Source organism: Rhodopirellula sp. P2, assembly GCF_028768465.1.
In the GTDB taxonomy this organism is placed as follows: domain Bacteria; phylum Planctomycetota; class Planctomycetia; order Pirellulales; family Pirellulaceae; genus Rhodopirellula.
Map to the genome: position 1 here is coordinate 625,138 of NZ_CP118225.1, position 22,870 is coordinate 648,007.

Consider the following 22,870-nt stretch of genomic DNA (forward strand, 5'->3'; position numbering starts at 1 on the left):
AATGTCCCCCCAACCAACACCTCCAGACAACGCTCGCTTGCTTTGGCAACAACTGCTGTGGGCGACCTTCATCGCGTGCGCGGTGCTGGCGACAACAAGTGGTCATCGATTTGTTGTTCTGAGCGAGACGGACGCCTCCATGTCAGGACTTTCCATCTCGGCATGGCGAGTCTTCCAAGCTTTTGCTCCGGTCGCAGTTCTGCTGCATCTGGGTCGCTGGAAGTTGTCGTGGCATCGATGGATCATGGCGGCGATGACTTTGTGGTGGGGGTGGGTTTTGGCTGACCTGTTTGTCTTTCATTGGATTGGCATCCGTTTGATATCTGCTGATGCATGGACCCTGCTCTCCACACGAGTGCCAAGTCTGGTGCCCTATATCACCCTCGGAATGCTGCTTCGATTGACATTCGTGATCGCCGGATGGTTTGCGATCGGATGGACTTGCCAGTGGTCAATGCATTCCTTGGCTCGAACCTTCACGACCCCAAGTTGGCAACTGAGCATTCGGGGAGCAACCTACGCGTGGACGCTTGGGATTCTGCTGACGGCGATTCCAGGCTTGGCCACTTGGTCGTCCACTCAAAGCAGCATGACCAGCAGGCCCTCTCGCCATGCTTTGGGCGTCACCGGTTGGTTCGATGATCGTGGTGTCGATGCGCCGACGAAAGAACAAAACGTCATCGCCGATCCTCTGTTCACCGCCGAGGATGTCACGCGACGCACACGCAACTTTCGCTTCAACGTGGTGCAGGAAACTCAATCGCTTTCCCCCGACGTCCTCCTCATCGTGGTCGAATCGCTCCGGCCCGAACTGGTTCATCCGTCGGTCATGCCCAACATTCATTCGCGAGCCACACAGGGACTGTGGATGCACCGCCATCATTCCGGTGGCAACGCCAGTTCCCTGGGGCTGTTTTCCTTGCTCAATGGCCTGGATGCGATCTGGTTTTATCTCGCGGACGTTCGTTTCTCTCCCGCGATGAATCGCTTGTTTGAGCAAACCGGCTACGAACTGGGATTCTTCGGCGGAGCGGAAGACTGGAACGCCTTTCAAATGGATGCGTTCATCCATTCGGATGCCTACGACACCTTCAAGGTCGAACCGCGGGACGGTTTGGCCTCGGAACGACGTGCCATCGAGTCAGCTCAGATCTTTCTGTCTGACAGCGAATTGCCAGAGGGCGAGCGACGTCCACCCCGTCTCGCGGTGCTGTATCTCTACACCACCCACGCACCATTCCTGGTTGCCCCCCAACACGTGCGAGACCTGCCTTCGGCGGACGCGGACTATCCCTTGCCGTTTGGGCCCCATTCGCGAACAGCCGTTTGGAATCGTTATCGAAATTCAGCGAGAACGCTGGATGCAATGATTGCCCCTTTGCTGCAAGGTCCCAACCGACTCGTTGCGATCGTGGGCGACCATGGGGAGTCGTTTCTCGATGACGAAACCATCGGCCACGGAACTCGTCTCTCAGCCGCACAAGTCCGAACTCCCGCCATCGTTTTCGGGCCAGACGTCGTCCAGCGAGAAATTCGCTTCAACACCAGTCATGCGGATCTGCTGCCCACCCTGATCTCCCTCGCCGGAATTCGTGTTAGCGCCCCCAACTCCTTTGACGGTGTTGATCTGTCAGCTGATTCTCCGAGATCTCGTGCAATCTGCATTGCCGACTACTTGAGACCACAAGCATTGCTAATCGACTCCTCGATGGTTGATTCCGAGATTTTCGGGGTGCAATGCGAACTCACCCTGCGCCCCCCTGAGGTTCATGTTCTAGCGCCGAAAGACGCACAAGGAAATTCGCTCGCCTCACCTGCCGGCTTTCAATCCACTCGCGTCGTCCGTGAATATTTCCGTCAGGCATTTGGCGGGTTCCGCCCATAGACGACCTGCCGTGTGAACTGAGAACGATCGGGCCGCTGCGTCACACACATCTCGAACTGGCATATCTTCCCCGCTTCACCCAAGCCGCTTATCTTCTCCATTCGTCGTGTGGTGTCACACACAGCTTGCAGGCCCCCCAGAAAAGCAGTGACGATGAGATTCCCCAGTCGCAAATCGCGGACAGATTCCCGTTCCACCATTGGAATGCGCCGAGGACGGCGTCGATTGTTGTTGGAATCGCTGGAAAATCGGCGGTTGTTGGCGGTGGCTTCTGATTTGGTCACGATCCAAGGGCAGGTCACGGACAGCTTCTTCGGGGGAAACTTTGAAGATGTCGCACTGGACCTGTTCCGCGATGATGGCGATGGGGTGTTCGAACCAGACACGGACGACGTCGAAGTCAACATGGCCATGGCGGATCCCAGCGGGAACTACCAGTTCACCGGTGTCACGGCGGGTTCGTACTTCGTCTTCCAGCCCGCTCAAACCGTCAACGGTCGCGCGCTGCAGCAACAAATCTCGCCGTTGGTCACGGTGACCTCGACGCAAGCGGCGGGGCAAGCTTTCCAAACCATCGACTCCTTCCAAACCACTCAAAGTGTCGAGGACACGGTCACCGATGGGACCCCGGTGACGTCCACGCAAGCGGCGGCCGAAGCCATCGGCGGCTCACGGGATTTGCTGGTCGACAAAACCCAAGGCGGCACAGGCGACATTGGCACGGTTGCCATTGGCGTCAACCAAGCCGTCTCACCGAACTTGCTCAGCTTCGATGCCAACGGGTTCGCCGATGGAAGCCGCTTGGTCATCTGGGACGGGGCCGGAGATGACGCCGCAACCGTCGACGACGATGGCCTGGGAGCGATCGATCTCACCAATGGAGGCTCCGCGACGGGCCTGCGCTTTGTCATCGGTTCGGTGACCAGCGGAACGGCGCGGATCCGACTTTACAGCGACGACGGCATCGCGGGCAGCCGAACCCTGGTCAGCCAAGCCACACTGACCATTCCTGCCCTGCCAACGCAGCCCACTTCGGTGGAATACATCCCGTTCAGCGACTTCCAAACCATCAGCGGAAGTGGCGCCGACCTGACCCAAATCGGTGCGATCGAACTCGAAGTCAGTGGCGGCCCCGACTACGACGCGATCGCGGACCTGCTCGGCACCGTGGGCCCCACCATCCTCGTCCAGAACATCGACAACGCAGGCGACGCGGACTTGGAATTGACCAAGACACTGATCACCACCGAACCCACGTTGAACCAGAACGTCGTGTTCGATGTGGTGGTCACCAACAACGGCCCCGACCCGGCAACCGGCATCGTTGTCACGGACCGCATCCCCGCCGGAATCATCAACACCACCGGGACAACCTCCACAGGGGCGTTTGCCCCTGACACGGGGCTCTGGACCATCCCCAGCCTTGCCGTGGGTGCGACGGCAACGCTGCGATTGACCGGGCAACTGGACAGCCTGGATCCCCAAACCAACGTGGCGGAAATCACAGCGGCGGAACAGCGCGACGCGGACAGTCCCCGCGACAACAACGTGCTGGCCGACGACGATCAAGACGCGGCGACCGTGGCTGCGACTCGCGTTGACTTGCAACTGTCCAAAACGGTTTCCGACAGCCAACCCAACGTCGGCGATGAGATCACATTCACACTCACCCTGCAAAACACATCGCTCGACACCGCCACCGACGCGACGCTCAGCACCGCAACGGGAATCTTGGTCGAAGACCGATTGCCCGCAGGATTGACGCTGATCGGCAACACTCCCGGCGCCGGCACTTCGTTCAACACATCCACGAATCGGTGGTCCATTTCATCGCTCGATGTCGGCGGACTGGCAACGCTGGAACTGGTCGCCCGGGTTGACCAAGCGGGTGACTTCACCAACGTCGCGGAAGTCCTGGCCGTGGCCCAAACGGACCGCGACAGCATTCCCAACAATGACTTGATCGACGAAGACGACCAAGCTGAAGTCACCATCCAAACACCGGTCGCTGACCTTTCGCTCACCAAGACGGTTTCCAACGAAACACCCACGGTCGGCGAGAACGTGACATTCACGATCACGGTCGACAACGAGGGCCCCAACAACGCAACGGGCGTTCAAGTCCAAGATCGTCTGCCAACCGGTTTGACATACATCAGTGATGTCACTTCCTCGGGAACGTACGATCCCGACACGGGGCTTTGGGACATCGGCGGTGTGACCGCCCCCAACCCGGGCAATCCGATCCCGGCCATGCCAACTTTGCAGATCATCGCTCGCGTCGACAGCTTGGGACTCAAGACCAACTCAGCAACCATCACGGCATCGGACCAGAGCGACCCTGACAGCACCCCCGGTGCTGGTCCTTCCAGCGAAGACGACACCGACTCGGCGATTTTGACGCCCAACGCAATTGATTTGCAACTGACCAAGACGGTCACGCCGGCACGCCCAGAACCCGGTGACTCGATCACTTACACGATCACGTTGTCCAACGCCGATTCCAGCGCAGCGATTCCGATCACGACAGCGACCAACATCCAAGTCACCGACCTGCTTCCCACTGGACTGATTTTCCAGGAAGCGCAGGTCACGGCGGGAACCCACGTCGACGCCACGGGAACATGGACCGTCGATTCACTGGCGGCCGGAGCAAGTGAAACGCTGACGCTGACCGCGATTTTGGATCCCGGCCGCAGCGATCTGTTTGCTTCCATCACCAACACCGCTGAGATCACCCAGGCGGCCCAGTTCGATCCCGACAGCACGCCTGACAACCAAGACGCAACCGAAGACGATCAAGCGTCCAGCGTCATCACCCCCGCGCTCGCCGATTTGTCGCTCACCAAAACCGTTGACAATACCAACGCGGACGTCGGCGAAAACGTGACCTTCACGATCACAGCTCGCCATGACAGCGGAGATCCCTCAGGGCAGTTCATCGTGCTGGACACTCTCCCCGCAGGGCTTCAATTCGTCGAATCCACCGCATCGATTGGCAACTACGACGAGAACACCGGCCGCTGGACCGTGCCTGAACTGGACGCGGATTCCGGCACCGCCGCCCCCTCGTTTGCAACCCTCGAAATTGTCGCGACGACGCTTTCCCGGGGCACACTGACGAACACCGCGGAAATCATTCAGGCCACACTTCCGGATCCCGACAGCACCCCGGGCAACGGCCTCATCGACGAAGACGACCAAGCCGAAGCGAGTCTGCAAGCCGAACAAATCGATCTGGAGCTGTTCAAAACCGTCGACAATCTCACGCCACGCTTGGGCGAAACGATCCAGTACGAAATCGTCATCCGCAACGAGGGCTTGGACACCGCCACCGGAGTCATCGTCGAAGAAAACTTGCCAGCCGGTCTGACCTTCATCGATGCCACACCGACAACGGGCAGTTTCAATTCGTCGAGCGGTCGCTGGACAGTCGGCGAGTTGGCCCCATCCGGCTCCGCCACGTTGACCATCAATGCTCGCGTCAACAACAACGTGACGGCCGACTCACCGACGATCACCAACCGCACCGAAGTCATTGCGGCGGGACAGATCGATTCGGACAGCACGCCTGACAACAACGCCCCCGGCGAAGACGACCAAGCCAGCGTGACCGCCCGCGTCGAGTTCATCGATTTGTCACTGGAAAAGACCGTCGACAATCCAGCCCCCAATGTCGGCGACCGCGTTGCCTTCACGATCACGTTGACCAACGATGGTGAGACCGCCACCACGCGAGACACAGCGACCAACATCGTTGTCCGCGACTTGCTTCCCGCGGGAATGACTTACGAATCCAATTCGCTCAGCGACGGCACCTACGATCCCAACACGGGCGAGTGGACCGTCGACACATTGGCCGATGACGCCACCGCGACACTGACCCTGTTCGCGATCGTGGATCAAGTTGGAACGCAAACCAACACCGCCGAGGTCGCTTCGGTTGACCAAGACGACATCGATTCCACGCCGGACAACAACGTCGCAGCCGAAGACGACCAAGCCAGCGTGAGCGTCACCACACCGGTCATCGATCTCTCGCTCACACAGACTGCTTCTCCCGAACGTCCCGCGATCAACGGCGAAGTCACGTTCACACTGACGCTTCGTAACGATGGGCCCGACGATGCGACAGGAATCGTCGTTCGCGATTCGCTTCCCGATGGATACACCTTCACCTCCTCTTCGCCTGCCGGTGCCTTCAACGCAGGGACAGAACTTTGGACCGTCGGCGATTTGGCGTCCGGCGAAGAAACAACGCTGGAACTGACGGGAACGATCGGCGACGTGGAAACACTCGAGAACCGGGCCGAGGTGATCGCTGCCGACCAAGCCGACCGGGACAGTGTTCCTGACAGTGGACTGGATGACGGCGAAGACGACACCGCCTCTGCGATTGTGACACTTGCGAGCGCCGACCTTTCACTGACCAAGACCGTCGACAATGCCTCGCCCAACTTTGGCGATGAGGTCACCTTCACAATCACTGTTCGCAACAGCGGTCCCGACCCAGCGACCGGAATTCGGGTCCGAGACTTTTTGCCCGCCGGCATGGACCTCACCGACCAAACCACATCCGATGGCAGCTACTCGGCAATCACCGAGATTTGGATGATCGATGAACTCGCATCAGGCCAAACCGCGACGCTGACATTGACGGCAAGCGTCAACTCCGAATCGTCACTGACCAACGTGGCTGAGATCATGGCCAGCGACCAACGCGACCCAGACAGCACGCCGGGCAATGGTGACGCCGATCCAGCCGAAGACGACCGAGCCTCGGTGGACATCCAAGCACAACTGATCGATCTGGCGCTCAGCAAAACGGTCGACGGCACCCGTTTCGACTTGGACGATTCGGTCGAATTTGAATTGACCGTTTCCAACACGGGCCCGACGACAGCCACCAATGTCGAAGTCGCTGACTCCTTGCCCGCCGGACTGATTTTCGTCTCTTCATCGACCGCCAACGGAGGCTACAACTCTCAGTCGGGCACTTGGACGATCCCCAGCATCCCCAGCAACGAATCGGTCACGCTGACACTCAACGCATCGGTCAATCGAGACGCGATCACCGACGACATCCTTCGCGATGGCATCACCAACTTTGCGGAAGTCATCTCGGCCGACCAACCTGATCGCAACAGCGTGTTCGGAAACGGAGACGTCAACGAAGACGATGCCGACTCCGCGATCCTGATGATTGCGCGTGCCGATCTTTCGTTGACCAAGTCCGTCGACATCTCCGCCCCCAATCGCGGCGATACGATTCAGTACTTGGTCACCATCACAAACGCCAACAACGATCCCGCGACCAACGTCGTGATCCGTGACCTGTTGCCAGGTTCACTGAATTTCCAGGATGCGACGCCAACCCAAGGCAACTTCGACGCCCTGACGGGTCTTTGGACGTTGACGCAGCTCGAACCCAACCAATCCGCGACCTTGCAAATCAACGCCATCGTCGAGCAGTCCGGATCCGTGACGAATGTGGCCGAAATCATCCAGTCGGATCAAATCGACCCCGACAGCACGCCGGGCAATGCCAATGGTGATGAAGACGATCTCGCGTCGGTCCAAGTCACTCCTCAAGTCGTCGACATCAGCGTCACCGCTGCGGTGGACAACTTGGAACCCGAAGTCGATGACATCATCACGATCACCTTGACCGCCGCCAATGCGGACGGTGTTTCGGATGCCACCGGCGTCGTCATCGAATCGTTGTTGCCCGATGGATTGACGTTGGTACCACCGGCCTCACCGCAGCAAGGCACTTACGATCCCGCAACGGGTCAGTGGAACATCGGCCCCTTGGCGTCCGGTGCAAGCGTGCAGTTGGTCCTGACCGCACGCGTCGACACTCGCGGATTGAAAACCTTGAACGCCGAAGTCACGCAAACCGACCAGTTCGACGTCGACAGTGTGCCGGGCAATGGCGATCCCGACGAGGACGATCAAGTCGCACTTGAGATCCGAGCCCCACGTGTCCTATCCAAGCGGCTGTTTTTGTCTCGCTGAAGCGATCCCACATCCGCTGCATGACGAGCACCCGCCGCCGCATCCACCAGCGTCGGCGGTGCCGCATCCCGGTCCGCAACCGGTTTGCATCAAATCACTCAGCTCGATGCTCTTGACTTCGGCTTCGTAGCGGCGAACGATCGCATCGGTCAGTTCGCGGCCAAGTGCATCCGGTTCCCCTAAAAAGTGCATCACCAGCGTCCCGCCGTCGAACAATTGATCGACGTCCAACAAAACCGCTGACGATTCGCTTTCCGCCAAAATCGCTTGGCATTCGCGAACCGCGCGAACCTTGTGCCGCTGCAAACGCTCGATCAGAAGATCATCGTTGTGTGTGGTCGGCCGGAGGATTTCCAGGGTGGTGGGTGTGCCGTCATCGTCGCAAACCGACAAAGCTTCGGCCAATTCCACCCCGCGAGGTGTTCGCACCAACACTCGCCGACCACGTTCGATCCGTCGCTGGGCACGAGCCAGGTAGATTTCTCCCGCGAAGCCGATTCGAACATGGTGCGTTATCATGTCAATCAGTCTAGCCGTCTGACACGACGTCGTCGTCCCCAACTCGCTCTCCACTCACCCCGCCTGCAGGAAGCCTCTTGAGTCACCGCCGCATTCTTCACGCCGCCGACATTCATCTGGACAGCCCCCTGCAGAAGCTTGACGCCTACGAAGACGCTCCCGTCGACGAAATTCGCGAGGCATCCCGGCGAGCACTTGAGAACATGACCCAGTTGGCGATCGACGAACAAGTCGACCTGGTCGTCATCGCGGGAGACCTCTACGACGGCGATTGGCCCGACCAAAACACCGGCCTGTTCTTCGTCAAACAAGCCAGCCGGTTGGTTCAAGAAGGCATCCACGTTGCGGTCATTCGAGGCAACCACGACGCCGCCAACAAAATGACGTCGAACCTGCCGCTACCAAAGAACCCTGACGGCTCCGATATTCTGCTCAGCGAAAAGAAAGTCGACCAACGAGTTCTCGAAGACCTCGGCATCGTGATCCACGGCCGATCCTATGCCAAACGGGCCGAAACCGGCGACATGGCCGCCGAATACCCCGCGCCGATCGGCGGCATGTTCAACCTCGGCATCCTGCACACCGGACTGTCAGGCCTGGACGGTCACGATCCGTACGCCCCCTGTTCCCCGCAGCAACTCGCCGACAAGGGTTACGACTACTGGGCCCTCGGCCACATTCACTTGCGCGGCGAGCACCAAATCGAAGGCACCGCCCCGGTTGTCTTCAGCGGCAACATTCAAGGCCGACACATTCGCGAATCGGGACCGAAGGGTTGCCTCCTCGTCGACCTGGACGCTCGCAACCAAACCGAGCGTCGGTTCATGCCTCTGGACGTCGTCCGATTTGAAACCTTTGATGCCAATGCAAGTCAATGGTCGCACACCGATGAATTGATGGACGCCTACGAAGCCTGGATGAACGACCAACTGGAACAGGCCGAGAATCGGTTGCTGGTCACCCGAGTCATCTTGTCCGGCCAATCATCGCTGCATCAGCAATGGATGCGTGAACAATCCAATTTGGAAGCGTCACTGCGAGCCACTTCGGTCACCCATGGCCACGGACAAGTCTGGTTGGAACGGTTGAAGATCAAAACCTCGGCCGAGGTCGATCACTCGCCCGCGGAACAACACGATGCGAATCAGGAAGGCCCGCTGCACAGCATTCTCTCAGTCGTGGAAGAACTGAAATCCGGCGGAGGCGACTCGGATTGGATGGCCAACGAGATCACACCTCTCCTGAAAAAACTACCAACTGAATTCAGTGGCGACCAAGCCCCGATTCGCTTCGACAATCCTGAAGAACGTCACGAATGGATCGAAGCGGCAACCACGGAATTGCTCGCCCGACTGCAAGGAGGCAAACGATGATCATTGAACGCTTGGACCTGATCGCCTTTGGGCACATCACCAACCGCAGCCTCGACCTTTCGGCAGGCCCGAACCGATTCCATTTGGTGGTCGGTCCCAACGAATCCGGTAAATCGACCAGCCTGCGTGCCATCTCGTCTTGGTTGTTTGGCATGGCCACCCGCGCCGACGATGCCTTCCTGCATCCCGCCGCGAAACTTCGCGTCGGAGGGCGCCTGACAACGCTGTCCAGCGATGGATCCGCCCCCGAGTGGGTCCTTGAGTGCATCCGGCGTCGCGGTCGCAAAAACACCTTGCGTGGTGCCGATGACCAAGCCGAAATCGCCGAGTCCGAATTGGCTCAAATGCTGGGCGGCATCGATGAAGCCACCTTCCGTTCACGCTTTGGTTTGTCGCACGAAGAATTGCTGCTCGGCGGTGAACAAATTTTGCGAGGCGAAGGCGAACTCGGCGAAATCCTGTTCTCGGCGGGTGCCGGCATCGGACGTCTGCGAGAGATCTATGAACAACTCGACTCCGAAGCCAGCGAACGCTTCAAACGAACCGGCAAAACACCCACGATCAACAACAGCCTGCAACAACTCGACGAAATGCGTCGTCGACTGCGTGATGCACAAGTCCCGCCCGCTGAATTCGCGGACTTGCAAAAACAATTGGCCGAAAAAGAAGCCCTGATTCAAAGCTGGCAAGAAGAGTCCCAATCGCTTGTCCAACAAATGGGCCGCTTGCAATCGACCGAACAAGCCCTGCCATTGATCCCACGCTGGAAAGCGGCGACGCAAGAACTGGCCAGCGTGCAAGACGCCCCCATGCTGTCCGATGATTTCTCTGACCGCCGACGTGAATGGGAACAAGAACAGAAGTCGACCACCCGCCTGCTGCAAAACCTGCAACAAAACCATGCTGAGCTCACTCAGCAACGGAAGCAACTCGGACACGACGAATCCATCGGACTTTTCGAGAGCGAAATCCTGGCCCTGTATCGAGACCTCCCCAGCCGTGAAAAAGCCGAGGGTGAAAAGGAAACTTTGCAGCAAGCGTTGGCAAACCTTGAACAAGAGATGCGATCGCAACTCCATGACCTCGCCTTCGGGGAAGCTCCGCTCCCAGCAGAGCACGAAACAACCGATGACGATCAGGATCCGCTGACTCAACAAGTTGACTCACTGCAAATCAGTGAATCGAAACGATCCAAGATCCAACGCTTGGCTGGCGAATACGAAAAGCTGGTCCAACAATGTGACGATGCCTCGGACCAACTCGACAAAGCCAAGCGTGAACTCACGATGGCCGAAGACGTGTTGGCAGAATCCAACGTGCCAACGCAGTATCAACTGCTCGACCGCACGCTCGAAGAAATGGGCGCCCCAGAGCGTTGGATTGAATCCGCGAGGCGAGAACAAACGCAAGTCGACAAACTCGCTCGCGAATGCCAAACGATCCATCGCCGATTGAAGTTGGAAACATCCAGCGACGATGCCGCAATTCAGTCCGCCGTCGAACTGTCACTGCCGACGCCGTCCCAATTGACCGAACGAACGCAAGCTCTCGATCGGGCTGGCAAAGAAGTCATGCTGGGCCAGCAACGAGCCCAGGAACTGCAACATGCTCTCGCCAACGCGGAAGAAAAGCTCGCCTCTCTGAAAGCTGACGCGGGAGATTTACCCACGCCCGATGACCTTCGCGACGCCCGCCAGCATCGCGACGAGATCCTCGCTGGCATGAAGCAAAACGCGAGCTCGTTTTCCCCCGATCAATGGTCAGCGAACCTCGCCGCAGCCGAACTGGCGATCCATCGGGCTGATTCCATCTCGGATATCTTCCAGTCGCAACACGAATCGATCTACCGACGGCAAGCCGCCCAGAACAACTTGGATCAACTGCGGCGTCAGTCAACCGAGCACGACCTCGCGATCGCTGATGCTCAAGCTTCCCTGACGCAGGCCCAAGAAAACTGGCAATCCATTTGGCAAGCAGCCGGCATCCCAGCCAGCGATCCCGATGCGATGCGAACCTGGATGTCCGATCATCAAAAACTAATCGAGCAATTCGCGGAACTGCAAACCGCAATCGGCGAACGGGACCAGTCCCACGCTCAACTGCGGCAAGCCATTGCAAGGCTGCAACAAGCCCTGGAAATCCCCGAGTCTGACACCTCGTCCGAGGATTCACTGGAACCAACCTGCACCACGCTTTCGCGTCTGCATGACTTGGCGTTGACCCAACGCGCCGAGCAGGCTCAACAACTCAAACTTCGCGAACAACGCGAGCACAAACGCAACGAATGCCGGACTGAAATCCCCGGGTTGGAATCCAATCTGCAGCGCCGGCAGAGTGCCTTGGACACCTGGAACCAACAGTGGGATGAACTCACCGCGTCTCTTCAACTGAGCTCCAAACCCGCCCCGCAAGACGCCTTGTCAATGATGGACTCGATCACGCAATTGATCGGTCAGAAGAAACAACGGGACGACATCTCGCTTCGCATTGCAGCGATCCGCCAAGAATCCGAGACCTTTGTTCGGCGTGCCATTCGATTGCGAGATTCGTTGGCGGCGGAGGACGTTGAGTCGACCTCCCAGACTGATCCCGCAGGCGATACAGTCGGTTTGTCCGAACTCGCCGAGACCATCAATTTGGCACATGAACGCCTGCAACGCGAACAACGCGCCCGCAGCGCTCGGGACGAAGTTCAACAACAACTCCGCCAACGCGAACAGGAACTCGCGGACGCAAACGAGCAACTGGAACGACTCACGATCACGCAGCAACAACTCTGCGACGAAGCCCATTGCACTGCTCCTGAAGAACTGGGCGAAGTGGAAGCACGCAGCCGTCGCCGCGTGATTGCGGAATCCAAGGTCGCTGACCTGCAAGCCCAACTGGATCACTGGGCGAGCGGGCAGGATCGCGAATCGTTCGTCGAATCCCTGCGGGACCAGCAGCCCGCCATGATCGCGGAAGAACTCAAACAGCTGACCGAGAAGAAACGCGAGCTGGACGAAAGACTCTCGGTGTCGCAAAAAGAACTTTGGAGCCTGACTGAAAAGCTGAAGGCCATCGATGGAAGCGGTGAGGCGTCCAAGCTCTCCCAACAAATGCAGTTCTCACTTGGGAAACTGCAACGGGAATCGGAAGAGTACATCCGTCTGCGATTGGCCGCGTCGATCTTGCAACGCGCCATGGAACACTACCGCAACCAAAACCAAGAACCGGTGCTGCGTGAGGCAGAATCCTTTTTCGCGACGCTCACCTGCGACGAGTATCAGGCCTTGCGAGTGGACTACGGCGACAGCGACAAACCATCGCTGTTCGGCGTTCGAGATGGGATCGACGTGCCGGCCAATCGGATGAGCACCGGGACCGCGGACGCTCTGTATTTGGCGCTGCGTTTGGCGTCATTGAAACATCAATTGGCCCACGCCAGTGCGATCCCGCTGATCATTGACGATTGCTTGATCCAGCTCGACGATCGCCGAGCTGCGGCGGCACTCAAGGTCTTCTCGGAACTTTCCACCACCACCCAAGTCATCTTGTTCACCCACCACGATCACTTGGTCGACTTGGCATCCGAGACGCTTCCGGATGACGGATTTCACGTGCATCGCTTGGGTGAAACCAGCCCGCATGCGTCCAGTCCACCCGTCAAACAATCCACGTCCGCCCCAAAACCGAAGAAGAAATCGACTCGCAAGAAGACGGACCCCAAACCAACCCCCAAGAAGTCGGACGAAAGCCTTTCGCCGCCTGACACGCTCTTCGACGTCTTCTCGAATTGAGTGATCTCGGGGCTTCCACCCCGAGCTATCAACGTGGGCACCTCCGGAGCCGTTCATGCAAATTCGCCCCGGAAGGGGACGTCATCGCTAGCTCGAGGTGGAAGCCCCGAGAACGTTGCGAGACATCACAATGCCGCCCCGGACGGGTCCGCCGTCGATCATCGAAATCCCTGGCAACCAAGGGCTGATCCTACGCCCAAAAAAACGGTTCCATGACGTTTGGCAAACCGTTAAGATCGAATGAAGACATGCTCATTATGCGTGCTCATGCGATCCTTTGTCTCCCGGTAATTGCGATGTCTCAGCGTTTTATACACAAACTTCTGTTCAATTTTGCGGCCCTCGGGTGGCTGCTCGCCTTCACTTCCGCGGTCGGGTGCGAGCAGTCCAATGCTCCTGGTCCTGCCGCCAACGAAATTGAGCAGTACCTCCAAGACAATCCCGACCATGTCGCCGATCCAGACGACTCGATGGTCGATGAGTCCGCTGAATTCGAAGCGGGCCGAGTGTCGGAGTAGCCGAACTCCTACTGGCAGCAAGCTTCTCGTTTGCGTGCTTTCTTTTTGTCGTTGAAACACTTCGTCACTCACATCTTTGGGTGATGAAGTTCAGTCGCGATCACGCCACCACTTTGATTGCGCAGCTTCAGTCCTGGCTGAAGTCTCACGCCATTTTTTTCCTTTCAAAGCGGGCCCATCTCATGCTCCCTTTCTCTTGCGTCCCCCAAGTAAAGCGACACGTTGCATCTGTGCAACCGCACCCGATGAGGCTGGGGTTCACTTTGGTCGAACTTCTCGTTGTGATCGCCATCATCGGCGTCCTTGTCGGGTTGTTGCTGCCGGCCGTGCAAGCGGCTCGTGAAGCTGCACGGCGGATGCAATGCAGCAACAACGCCAAACAAATTGGCTTGGGAATTCACAACTACCACTCCGCCTACAATCAGCTTCCGATGAGCCGTGGAGGCACGTCACGCGTGTCTGGCACCACCAATGACTCTGTCATCCCACGCACCTTGGGTGGGTCCTTGGGCGGTAACAATCGCTTCAATCGAAGTGCCCTGGTCCCGATCTTACCGTTCATCGAACAACAAGGTCTTTGGGAACAAATTGCCAACCAGTTCAAGGTCACCGAGCCAGCGGGCACGGACCTGTACTACAGCGCATTTGGCCCCAATCCCGAGATGTCACTCACTCATCACGCCACTGCACGCTACGACCCGTGGATGACGAACGTCACGACCTATCGTTGCCCCAGCGATCCAGGAGAAGGACTGCCAGGGCAAGGTCGCACGAACTTTGGCATGAGCCTGGGCGACGCACTCGGCCAGCAAAACACGGGCGGTGTGTACGAAACCGCGAAGCCCAACCCAACAGAATATCCTCGCGCGAACAAGTCGAATCGCGGCATGTTCCGGTCCCGTGTGGCTCTGAAGTTTCGCGATGTGCTGGACGGTCTTTCCAACACCATCATGGTTGGCGAAATGAACACGGACTTGGGTGATCGCCACAAAACAACGCAAGTCGTGAACGATGCCAACTTCGGCGCAACGATCATCAACAATCCCAGTTTGTGCAACACGGTCGAAATCGATCCAGAGAGACCGTCGTTTTGGGCATCGTCAGCCTCGTTGGCTGGTGGAGCCCAGATTCAACGTGGTTTGAAATGGGCATGTGGTTTCCCCGTCTTCACAGCCATCACCACGATCGCGCCTCCCAACACCGCGGTTTGCAGCACCGGCAACAGCACTTGGCAACCAGGGCTTTACCCACCCAGTAGTCGCCACCAAGGTGGTGTCCATATTCTGCTGGGCGACGGGGCGGTCAAGTTTGTCACCGACTCGATCGAAGCGGGCAATCAGTCCGCTGGAAACATTTGGTGGAACGGCAACGGCAACCGAGCCCCAGGAATGCCGAGCCCTTACGGGCTGTGGGGTGCACTCGGCACGCGTGCCACCAAAGAACAGGTCTCCGCCGACTTCTGATCGATTGCATCCAGAACGGCAAGGAAAACTTTCCCAGTGGACGCCATGATGGCGTCCGCTGAGAATGCAACGTCAAGACGGTTCCGTTTGCTGTCGATAGGCGGCGGGGGATTGGCCGACCATGGACGTGAATCTTCGATAGAACGTCGAGAGGTCAGCGAAACCAGATTCGAAGGCGACCGATGCGATCGGCAGATCGGTTTCCTGCAATAATCTTTTGGCGTGCTCAATGCCGAGTTCGCGGACACGCCGCAGCCAGGTGGTGCCAGTCAACTCACGAAAGAGCTGGGTGAAGGTGCGACGAGACAAATTGAGCTGATTCGCGGCGGCATCAATTGTGGTGGCTTCCAAAAATGATGTCTGCAACTCATCGATGTATTGCTGGACGATTTCGACGTCGGTTGCCTGCTCGGCACCGGTTGGGTCCAGCATCGCCGTGATGTTGCCGGCTTTTCGAGAGCAATCAAAGTCCGTGACGCCACGAAGCAATCGCCAAGCGTCGATCATCATGTCGATGCCGCACGACGGCGACGCCAAGTTTTGCGTGTAAACCATTCGTCGCAATTTCGATGCGACAAAATGCGTTTGCCGGTTGCCGCCGGACAACTTGCCCGAAGCAATTCTTGCCGCGGTGACGGGCTCCGCCTTCAGCACATTCTCGCAGATGCACCCCGCATACAAACTGGACGGGGTGCCTTCGCCGTCACAGATTCGATTCCGCAGATGGGGCGCGATGACGAACACGTCGCCAGCAGAGAATTCGATCGGACGGTCAGCCAGGTGAAACGTTCCCGCACCACTCAGGAAGTAAACCAGTTTGACAAACGGGTGCTCACGCCACTGCATCGAAAAATCAGGTGCATGATGACTCTCAAGAACCAACACCCCCCATGGCGGCAACTGTTCCGGCATCGCCGTGCGGACCTGACGGGCACGGGTGGGCGACGTTGAAGTTGGCGGAACAGATTCCCCGGACATCATCCAGATTCCCGGCGAGTATCAGAACGCTTGCGCGGAAAGCTTGGCACGCAAGGACGCGATGACCGGACGCGGCACAAACTTGGCCAAGTGACCATCGTCCTCACTCAGCATCGCAATCTGTTTCAGCAGCGAAGAACTGACGTGAGCAAATCGCTCGTCGGCCATCAAGAACACGGTTTCAATCTCCGCGTCGAGCTGACGGTTGGCCATCATCATGGTGAACTCGCCGGCGATATCGGTCAGGGGACGAATCCCCCGCACCATCACACTGGCGCCCAGCGAACGCACAAAATCGACCGCCAAACCATCAAAGGTTTGAACACGCACGTTCGGCAAATGATTCGAAATGGCTTGCACCAATTCGATGCGTTCTTCCGGATTGAACAACGCCTTTTTGTCTGCGTTGATGCCGATCCCGACCACCAACGTGTCGAATAACCTGGAGGCGCGTTCGATGATGTGCAAGTGACCGAGCGTGACAGGGTCGAACGACCCGGTGTACACGGCGATGGAATGCGACAGTTCGCCAGCGTCGGCGTTGGAGGAGTTCAGAGACAAGGCAGATCAGCTCCGCGCTGGATTGGAAGAAGAAACAGCGGGGGACGAAGTGACCAAGTCGGCCAATCGTTGTAAATCCGCGTCGTCATTATAGACATGAACGCTGGCCCGAATGCCGCCGCCGCGACAACTGATCACCACTCCCGATTCAAGTGCCCGCGTGCGGAAATCATCCGGTGATTCCCCGGGCACTTCAAACGTCGTGATCGCACTGGCGTGAGGCGTCTCATCCCAAGGCCCAAACAGCAATTTCGCACCCGCGTGCGTCAGCAAACGGCGGAGACGCTGAGCGCGTTCCAACACGCGATTTCCGATCGCGTCGGCCCCGAATCGCTGCGCCACCGCCGTGAACATCTCCAAACTGGCCGCGAACGCGATCATTCCGGATTGGTTCAGCGAACCACCCTCAAAACGGGATGCGTCTTCCCGCAATTCAAACTTGGACCCCGAAAACAGATGCGCGTTCTCAACGCTCTTCCAGCCCACGGTGGGACAACGCAGCGAATTCAGATGACGTTTGCGGATCACAGCGACCCCGGCCCCTTCAGGACCGAGCAGCCACTTGTGTCCGTCAGCGGCGACGAAGTCGACAGCGCAAGTTCGCATGTCGAGCGGGTACATCCCCAGACCTTGGATGGCATCAAGAAACACCAGCACGCCGCGTGAGTGAGCTTGATCCACCAAGTGCTCCAGATCCACGCGAAAACCGCTGGCGTAGCCGACCCAACTGACTGAGATCAAACGTGTGCGTTCGTCGACTTGAGCCATCAAGTCCGCGACTTCGACGCGTCCATCACGACGCGGAACGATTCGAATCTCAACGCCGCGAGCTTGCTGATTGAGCCACGGATACAGGTTGCTGGGGAATTCCCCCTCCGGAACAACCATGTTGTCACCGGCTTTCCAATCCAGACCTTCGGCGACCAGATTGATTCCCGTGGTGGTGTTGGGAACCAACGTGACCTCTTCCGACTCGCAGTGAATCAGATCCGCCGTCAGGTCACGCAGTCGATTGACGGCATCGGACCAATCCATCCAGTGCACGTCGCCATGTGATGCCGCGACCTCGGCGAATGAACGCAGAGCCTCGGCGGCCGGTTGGCTGATCGGAGCCACGGCTGCGTGGTCGAAGTAAGCCCAGTGGTTGGTCACAGGCATACGATCCCGCCACCACAGCCATGGGTCGTCGCCCATGTCCGATCCGATCGGCACATTTGCGTCTCGCGACGAAGGCTTGGAAACCATCACGGTTTGATCCCGGTCATCAACCCCAGTCCGACACGACTGGCAGCGATGAAGGTGAACTGGATCGATTCCAAGCCAGCGACCTTCATCCGTTCCTGAGCCTCTTTCAATTCGGGCACCGCACCGCCTTCGGTCTCGATTCCGATCCGCAGGGCTTCGATCGACTCCGCCAAACTCGGGCGATTCGGGCCTTCAAATGAATCAATCACAATCACCCGCCCACCCGACTTCACCGCCGACGTCGCGCGTTGCAACATCAAACGAATCTGATCGGGCGAGTAGTTGTTCAGTCGTTGAGCGATCAACACATGGTCGAACTGCCCCTCGGGAAGCTCGGTGGTCAAAGCGTCGCCTTGAATCGATTCAAAGCGATCCCCCAACTCGATCGAGTTGGCCGTTGCGATCGCCGCTTCCAAAGCACCGGGATGGTCCACCAAAGTGACTCGCAACTGTGGGTCACGGTGAGCCGCCGCACAGCTCCATACCGCCGACCCGCATCCCAGATCGAGCAACGTCTGTGGTGCTGAGTCGCCTGAACTCAATACCGTTCCTTCACCTTCGTCCTCGGCTCCTGGAGTCGGTCCAAAGTCCAAGATTTCTGCCGCCTGCATCGCCGCGGGTGTGTGCACCCACTGAGTCGCGGCAATCGAATCAAAGCGACTCTGAGGGACAGCGGTCTCAGCGGACGATTGAGGCTCGGATTTCAATCCGGCCGGGGCCGCCTGCCAAATCGCGTCGCCCAGGTCCGCGTCGTATTGGCACAGCAAACGAGCGACCGACGAAATCGCATAATCCTCGGCGTACTTCTCGATGATCCCCACCGATGTCAGCGGTCGCAACAACAGCAACAACCGTGACTCCGGCACACCGGTGCGTTCGGCCAACACTTCGAGCGTTTTCTGACCTTCCAGCAAGGCGTCGAACAATCCGAGTTCACGGCCGGTTCGCAACACATGCGACGTGGCGTTGATGGTCATCAATTCCTGGTAGTGATCCAGGGTACGGTCTTGGGCAGACATGCGATCAGAGAAAGAAGAGTCAAACGGAAAGGTGGGATTGGCCACATGCGGTGCGGCACATGAAGCGGCAAACGGGGTTCACCACTCTTCGCCGCGTAGACGAGCGATTTCCATGGAGTCCTTGTCACCTCGTCCGGACAAGCAGATCACCAAGTGTTCTTGGTCTGACATTTTGGCCGCGACCTCAATCGCTTTGGCCACCGCATGAGACGTTTCCAGGGCTGCCAAGATGCCTTCGCTGGATGCCAAGCGTTCAAACGCGGCCAGCGCTTCCTCGTCACGGCAACCGATGTAGTCGACTCGCTTCGTGTCCTTCCAATAACTGTGTTCAGGACCGACGCCGGGATAGTCCAATCCGGCGCTCATCGAATGCACGTCACACGTTTGACCATCATCGTCTTGCATCACGTAACTGTAACTGCCGTGCAAAACGCCGGGGCAACCATAGGACAGTGGCGACGCGTGCTCACCGGGTGTGGCCGATCGCCCACCGGCTTCCACGCCGACCATTCGCACCCCTTCGTCTTCGACAAACGGATAGAACATGCCCGCCGCGTTGCTGCCACCCCCGACGCAGGCGACCACGCAATCCGGCAACCGACCAAACGTGTCCCGGCACTGCTCACGGGTTTCGCGGCCGATCACCGATTGAAAATCGCGAACCATCATCGGGAATGGGTGCGGGCCGATCACGCTGCCGATGATGTAGTGAGTGTCCTCGACCGAAGCCATCCAGTCTCGCATCGCTTCGTTGACCGCGTCCCGCAGCGTTCGCGAACCGGACTCGACGGGCGAGATTTTGGCGCCGAGCAACTTCATGCTGAACACGTTGGGTTTCTGCCGGCGAATGTCTTCGGCACCCATGTACACGGTGCAGGGCAGTCCGAAGTGGGCGCAAGCGGTCGCCGACGCCACACCATGCTGACCAGCACCGGTTTCGGCGATCACTCGAGTCTTGCCCATCCGCAGCGTCAGCAAGGCTTGCCCGATCGTGTTGTTGATTTTGTGAGCACCGGTGTGATTGAGATCTTCGCGTTTCAACCAAATCTGGGCTCCACCAACTGCCGAGGACAACCGTTTGGCGTGGTACAGCGGGCTGGGACGACCGACAAAGCTCTTCAGCAAACCGTCCAATTCACGCTGAAACTCGGGATCCCGCTTGGCCTTTTCATACTCTTCGGAAAGCTCATCAAGTGCCCGCGTGAGTGTCTCGGGAACGAAACGGCCACCAAAATCGCCGAATCGCCCGCGAGAATCGGGGACTTGGGCGGAGGCATGTTGCTGCGACGGGACGGTACTCATGAGGTAGTTTCAGCGGGAAAAACGAAAAGGGTTCGAAGACTTCCGTAACCGAATTGTCACTGGAGAACAAAACTTGGTCAACGTGAAGCCGGACATGTCCGGCACGATGTTTTGCACGTCCGATGCCAAGATTTGCTTCCCCACGTTCTCGGACGTCGCCTTCCGGGTCGCAGCCCAGACGAGAAAGAGCCCTGGCACCCCAAATTTCCAGCAACAACGCCGCCCCCGCTGAGAGATCCTGCCGTTTCACTTCACCCTCCCTTGGGGAGGGGCGGACCGCTTCGGGCCGGGGAGGGTGATGACAAACGCCTGGCAATACAAGATTCAAAAACGGCACGACCTCCTGAGAATGGTGGATTCTCAACCAGCGGGGCGGGTCGCCAGGCAACATGCCAGTAAAAGCCAATGAGTTTGCGTCCTGCTGGACCGATTGGGTCAAGTTTGACGGTCTCGTGAGCCGATTCAACGAAGACACGTGTGCGCGCACGAACGCTCGGTTTCACACTTTCGCGAGACGATCATGGGGCTGTTCGGCACCATCCAACAATCCAAGGGGGCGCTTGACGCGGCCCAGATTGGACTGCAGGTCGTTGGCAACAACATCGCCAACGCCAACACCGAAGGCTACATCCGCCAACGTCTGGAACAGACGCCCGCGGTGGCGTATCGCCAAGGCAATTTGATTCAGGGCCACGGTGTTCGCGCCACCGGTGTCGTGCAGGTCATTGACCAGCAATTGGCCGAGCGGATGTTCAACGCGAAAACCGCGGCGGCGGGGGCGGATTCACTCAGCTCTGCCTACGGTCAACTGGAGTCCCTGATCACGGACCTCGATGGCGGTGGACTGAATGAACAATTCAGTCTCTTCAACAATGCGATGCACGACCTGTCGACGCAGCCCAACGATGCGGCCACCCGAGAATTTGTGATCATCCAAGGCCAAACCCTGGCCAGCAACGTCCAACAACTCCGTACCAACGCCGGTGAACTGCAAGACGGCTGGAATGCAGAACTCGATGACGCCGCATCGCAAATCAATCGCCTGACCGAACGAATCGCTCAGTTGAACGTCGAAATCGCAACCATCGAGGGTGGCGGCACACTCGGCAGCGATGCGACCGGACTGCGTGACCAGCGCTACCGCGACCTCGAGGAATTGGCCAGCTACGTCAACATCAACTTCCAAGAGCAAGCGTCCGGAAACGTCAGCGTCTTTGTGGGCGGGGACTACTTGATTGCAGACGGCAATCGCCGCGAAGTTTATTCCGCCTACAGCGAAGAGCGGGGCGGGCAGGAAGTTCGAATCCTCGACACCGACGCACCTTTGAAAGCCACCGGCGGCAAGCTCGGCGCGGCGATGGAAGCTCGCAGCGGCGTCTTCGGCGAATACGTTGAGAGCCTGGATCAAATGGCCTCGGCTCTCATCCAGGGCGTGAACAAGGTTCACTCACAAGGCCAAGGCCGGACCGGGTTCACCTCGCTGGTTTCCAGCAACACCAGCCAACCCGGTGTGCCCCTGGGCGAAGCGGAATTGCCCTTCGAACCGAGCAACGGCAGCTTTGATTTCAACATCGTGGACTCCGACGGGGAACTGGTCAGCACCACACGGATCGACGTTCGCAATTTGGGGACCGTCAACGACTCGACCATTTCATCCATTGTCTCCGACATCAACGCCGTCGAAGGTGTGACGGCATCGCTTTCGGGCGATGGTCGCATTCGAATCGACAGCGACTCGGCCACGGCCCAGTTCACCTTCGGTCAAGACACCAGTGGTTTTGTTGCGGCGGCCGGGATGAACACCTTCTTCACGGGATCGTCCGCGGTGGACATCGAGGTCAACTCGGTGCTGGCCGACAACATCGATTTGCTGGCGATTTCCAACGGCGGTATCAATGCTGATACCAACACGCTGTACAACATGCTCGACCTCGTGGATCAACCGCTGGATGAACTGGGCAACCGCTCGATCCGCGGAATTCACGAACAAACCATCTCGGCACTGGGACGCGAAATCAGCGTGCAGAAAAGTGCGACCGAAGGACTCAACGATTTGTATTCAACGCTGAAAAGCCAACACCTGGCGATCACCGGTGTGAACATCGACGAAGAGTCGATTAAGATGATTTCCTACCAACGCGCCTTCCAAGCTTCGTCGCGCGTGATTTCAACCGCAGCGGAAATGCTGGACATCTTGTTGGCAATTTGAT

Annotated in this window: 13 protein-coding genes; 7 read left to right on the forward strand and 6 right to left on the reverse strand. The window is 58.3% G+C overall.

Translation table 11 applies throughout. The features are described 5' to 3' along the window. Position 1: 1 nt before the first annotated feature. Both PSR62_RS02210 and PSR62_RS02215 read left to right on the forward strand, forming a co-directional pair. Entirely contained in the window at positions 2–1,885 is a 1,884-nt protein-coding gene (locus PSR62_RS02210) for a sulfatase-like hydrolase/transferase (RefSeq protein WP_274406206.1), read from the forward strand. A 204-nt stretch (positions 1,886–2,089) separates the two neighbouring features. Then, positions 2,090–7,903: a DUF11 domain-containing protein gene (locus PSR62_RS02215; protein WP_338020272.1), complete on the forward strand. Its 5,814-nt coding sequence runs from the start codon at positions 2,090–2,092 to the stop codon at positions 7,901–7,903. Here the strand turns inward: PSR62_RS02215 and PSR62_RS02220 are convergent. Beyond that, positions 7,874–8,422, reverse strand: a complete 549-nt coding sequence (locus PSR62_RS02220; protein ID WP_274406208.1) for a hypothetical protein — start codon at positions 8,420–8,422, stop codon at positions 7,874–7,876. The two genes, PSR62_RS02215 and PSR62_RS02220, sit on opposite strands and share 30 nt — an antisense overlap. 77 nt (positions 8,423–8,499) lie before the next feature. On the opposite strand from PSR62_RS02220, the gene PSR62_RS02225 reads away from it, so the two are divergent. The 4 genes from PSR62_RS02225 to PSR62_RS02240 all read left to right on the forward strand — a co-directional run bounded on the left by PSR62_RS02225 (position 8,500) and on the right by PSR62_RS02240 (position 15,555). Continuing rightward, a complete protein-coding gene (locus PSR62_RS02225; RefSeq protein WP_274406209.1) occupies positions 8,500–9,795 on the forward strand; it encodes a metallophosphoesterase family protein in 1,296 nt (431 codons plus the stop codon). Beyond that, complete coding sequence (locus tag PSR62_RS02230; RefSeq protein WP_274406210.1) at positions 9,792–13,574, forward strand: YhaN family protein; 3,783 nt, start codon at positions 9,792–9,794, stop codon at positions 13,572–13,574. The genes PSR62_RS02225 and PSR62_RS02230 overlap by 4 nt, the downstream gene beginning before the upstream one ends. Positions 13,575–13,822: 248 nt before the next feature. Further along, positions 13,823–14,092 (forward strand): hypothetical protein, encoded by a 270-nt coding sequence (locus tag PSR62_RS02235; RefSeq protein ID WP_274406211.1) that lies wholly within the window; start codon positions 13,823–13,825, stop codon positions 14,090–14,092. A 182-nt stretch (positions 14,093–14,274) separates the two neighbouring features. Next, complete coding sequence (locus tag PSR62_RS02240) at positions 14,275–15,555, forward strand: DUF1559 family PulG-like putative transporter (RefSeq protein WP_443217342.1); 1,281 nt, start codon at positions 14,275–14,277, stop codon at positions 15,553–15,555. Positions 15,556–15,627: 72 nt separating this feature from the next. On the opposite strand, the gene PSR62_RS02245 is transcribed toward PSR62_RS02240, so the two are convergent. From PSR62_RS02245 to trpB, 5 genes are all read right to left on the reverse strand, one after another. Next, the gene (locus PSR62_RS02245) at positions 15,628–16,536 is read right to left on the reverse strand and encodes a helix-turn-helix domain-containing protein (RefSeq protein WP_274406213.1); all 909 of its coding nucleotides are present in this window, start codon (positions 16,534–16,536) and stop codon (positions 15,628–15,630) included. An 18-nt stretch (positions 16,537–16,554) separates the two neighbouring features. Then, on the reverse strand, positions 16,555–17,094 hold the full coding sequence (coaD, locus tag PSR62_RS02250) for a pantetheine-phosphate adenylyltransferase (protein WP_274406214.1): 540 nt from the start codon (positions 17,092–17,094) through the stop codon (positions 16,555–16,557). A 6-nt stretch (positions 17,095–17,100) separates the two neighbouring features. After that, complete coding sequence (locus tag PSR62_RS02255; protein ID WP_274406215.1) at positions 17,101–18,339, reverse strand: aminotransferase class V-fold PLP-dependent enzyme; 1,239 nt, start codon at positions 18,337–18,339, stop codon at positions 17,101–17,103. Further along, on the reverse strand, positions 18,339–19,358 hold the full coding sequence (locus PSR62_RS02260; protein ID WP_274406216.1) for a class I SAM-dependent methyltransferase: 1,020 nt from the start codon (positions 19,356–19,358) through the stop codon (positions 18,339–18,341). Before PSR62_RS02260 ends, PSR62_RS02255 begins: the two co-directional genes overlap by 1 nt. Before the next feature lie 78 nt (positions 19,359–19,436). After that, positions 19,437–20,660: a tryptophan synthase subunit beta gene (trpB, locus tag PSR62_RS02265; protein ID WP_274406217.1), complete on the reverse strand. Its 1,224-nt coding sequence runs from the start codon at positions 20,658–20,660 to the stop codon at positions 19,437–19,439. 475 nt (positions 20,661–21,135) lie between these two features. Between trpB and flgK the strand changes: the two genes are divergently transcribed. Further along, the gene (flgK, locus tag PSR62_RS02270) at positions 21,136–22,869 is read left to right on the forward strand and encodes a flagellar hook-associated protein FlgK (RefSeq protein WP_274406218.1); all 1,734 of its coding nucleotides are present in this window, start codon (positions 21,136–21,138) and stop codon (positions 22,867–22,869) included. Position 22,870: the final 1 nt, after the last annotated feature.

Excerpts from the sequence above, each read along its gene's own strand:
- PSR62_RS02235 (WP_274406211.1), top strand. The coding sequence starts at position 13,823 with ATGCTCATTATGCGTGCTCATGCGATCCTTTGTCTCCCGGTAATTGCG.
- PSR62_RS02215 (WP_338020272.1), top strand. The coding sequence starts at position 2,090 with ATGCGCCGAGGACGGCGTCGATTGTTGTTGGAATCGCTGGAAAATCGG.
- PSR62_RS02220 (WP_274406208.1), bottom strand. The coding sequence starts at position 8,422 with ATGATAACGCACCATGTTCGAATCGGCTTCGCGGGAGAAATCTACCTG.
- PSR62_RS02240 (WP_443217342.1), top strand. The coding sequence starts at position 14,275 with ATGCTCCCTTTCTCTTGCGTCCCCCAAGTAAAGCGACACGTTGCATCT.
- PSR62_RS02255 (WP_274406215.1), bottom strand. The coding sequence starts at position 18,339 with ATGGTTTCCAAGCCTTCGTCGCGAGACGCAAATGTGCCGATCGGATCG.
- PSR62_RS02245 (WP_274406213.1), bottom strand. The coding sequence starts at position 16,536 with ATGATGTCCGGGGAATCTGTTCCGCCAACTTCAACGTCGCCCACCCGT.
- PSR62_RS02230 (WP_274406210.1), top strand. The coding sequence starts at position 9,792 with ATGATCATTGAACGCTTGGACCTGATCGCCTTTGGGCACATCACCAAC.
- PSR62_RS02260 (WP_274406216.1), bottom strand. The coding sequence starts at position 19,358 with ATGTCTGCCCAAGACCGTACCCTGGATCACTACCAGGAATTGATGACC.
- PSR62_RS02210 (WP_274406206.1), top strand. The coding sequence starts at position 2 with ATGTCCCCCCAACCAACACCTCCAGACAACGCTCGCTTGCTTTGGCAA.
- trpB (WP_274406217.1), bottom strand. The coding sequence starts at position 20,660 with ATGAGTACCGTCCCGTCGCAGCAACATGCCTCCGCCCAAGTCCCCGAT.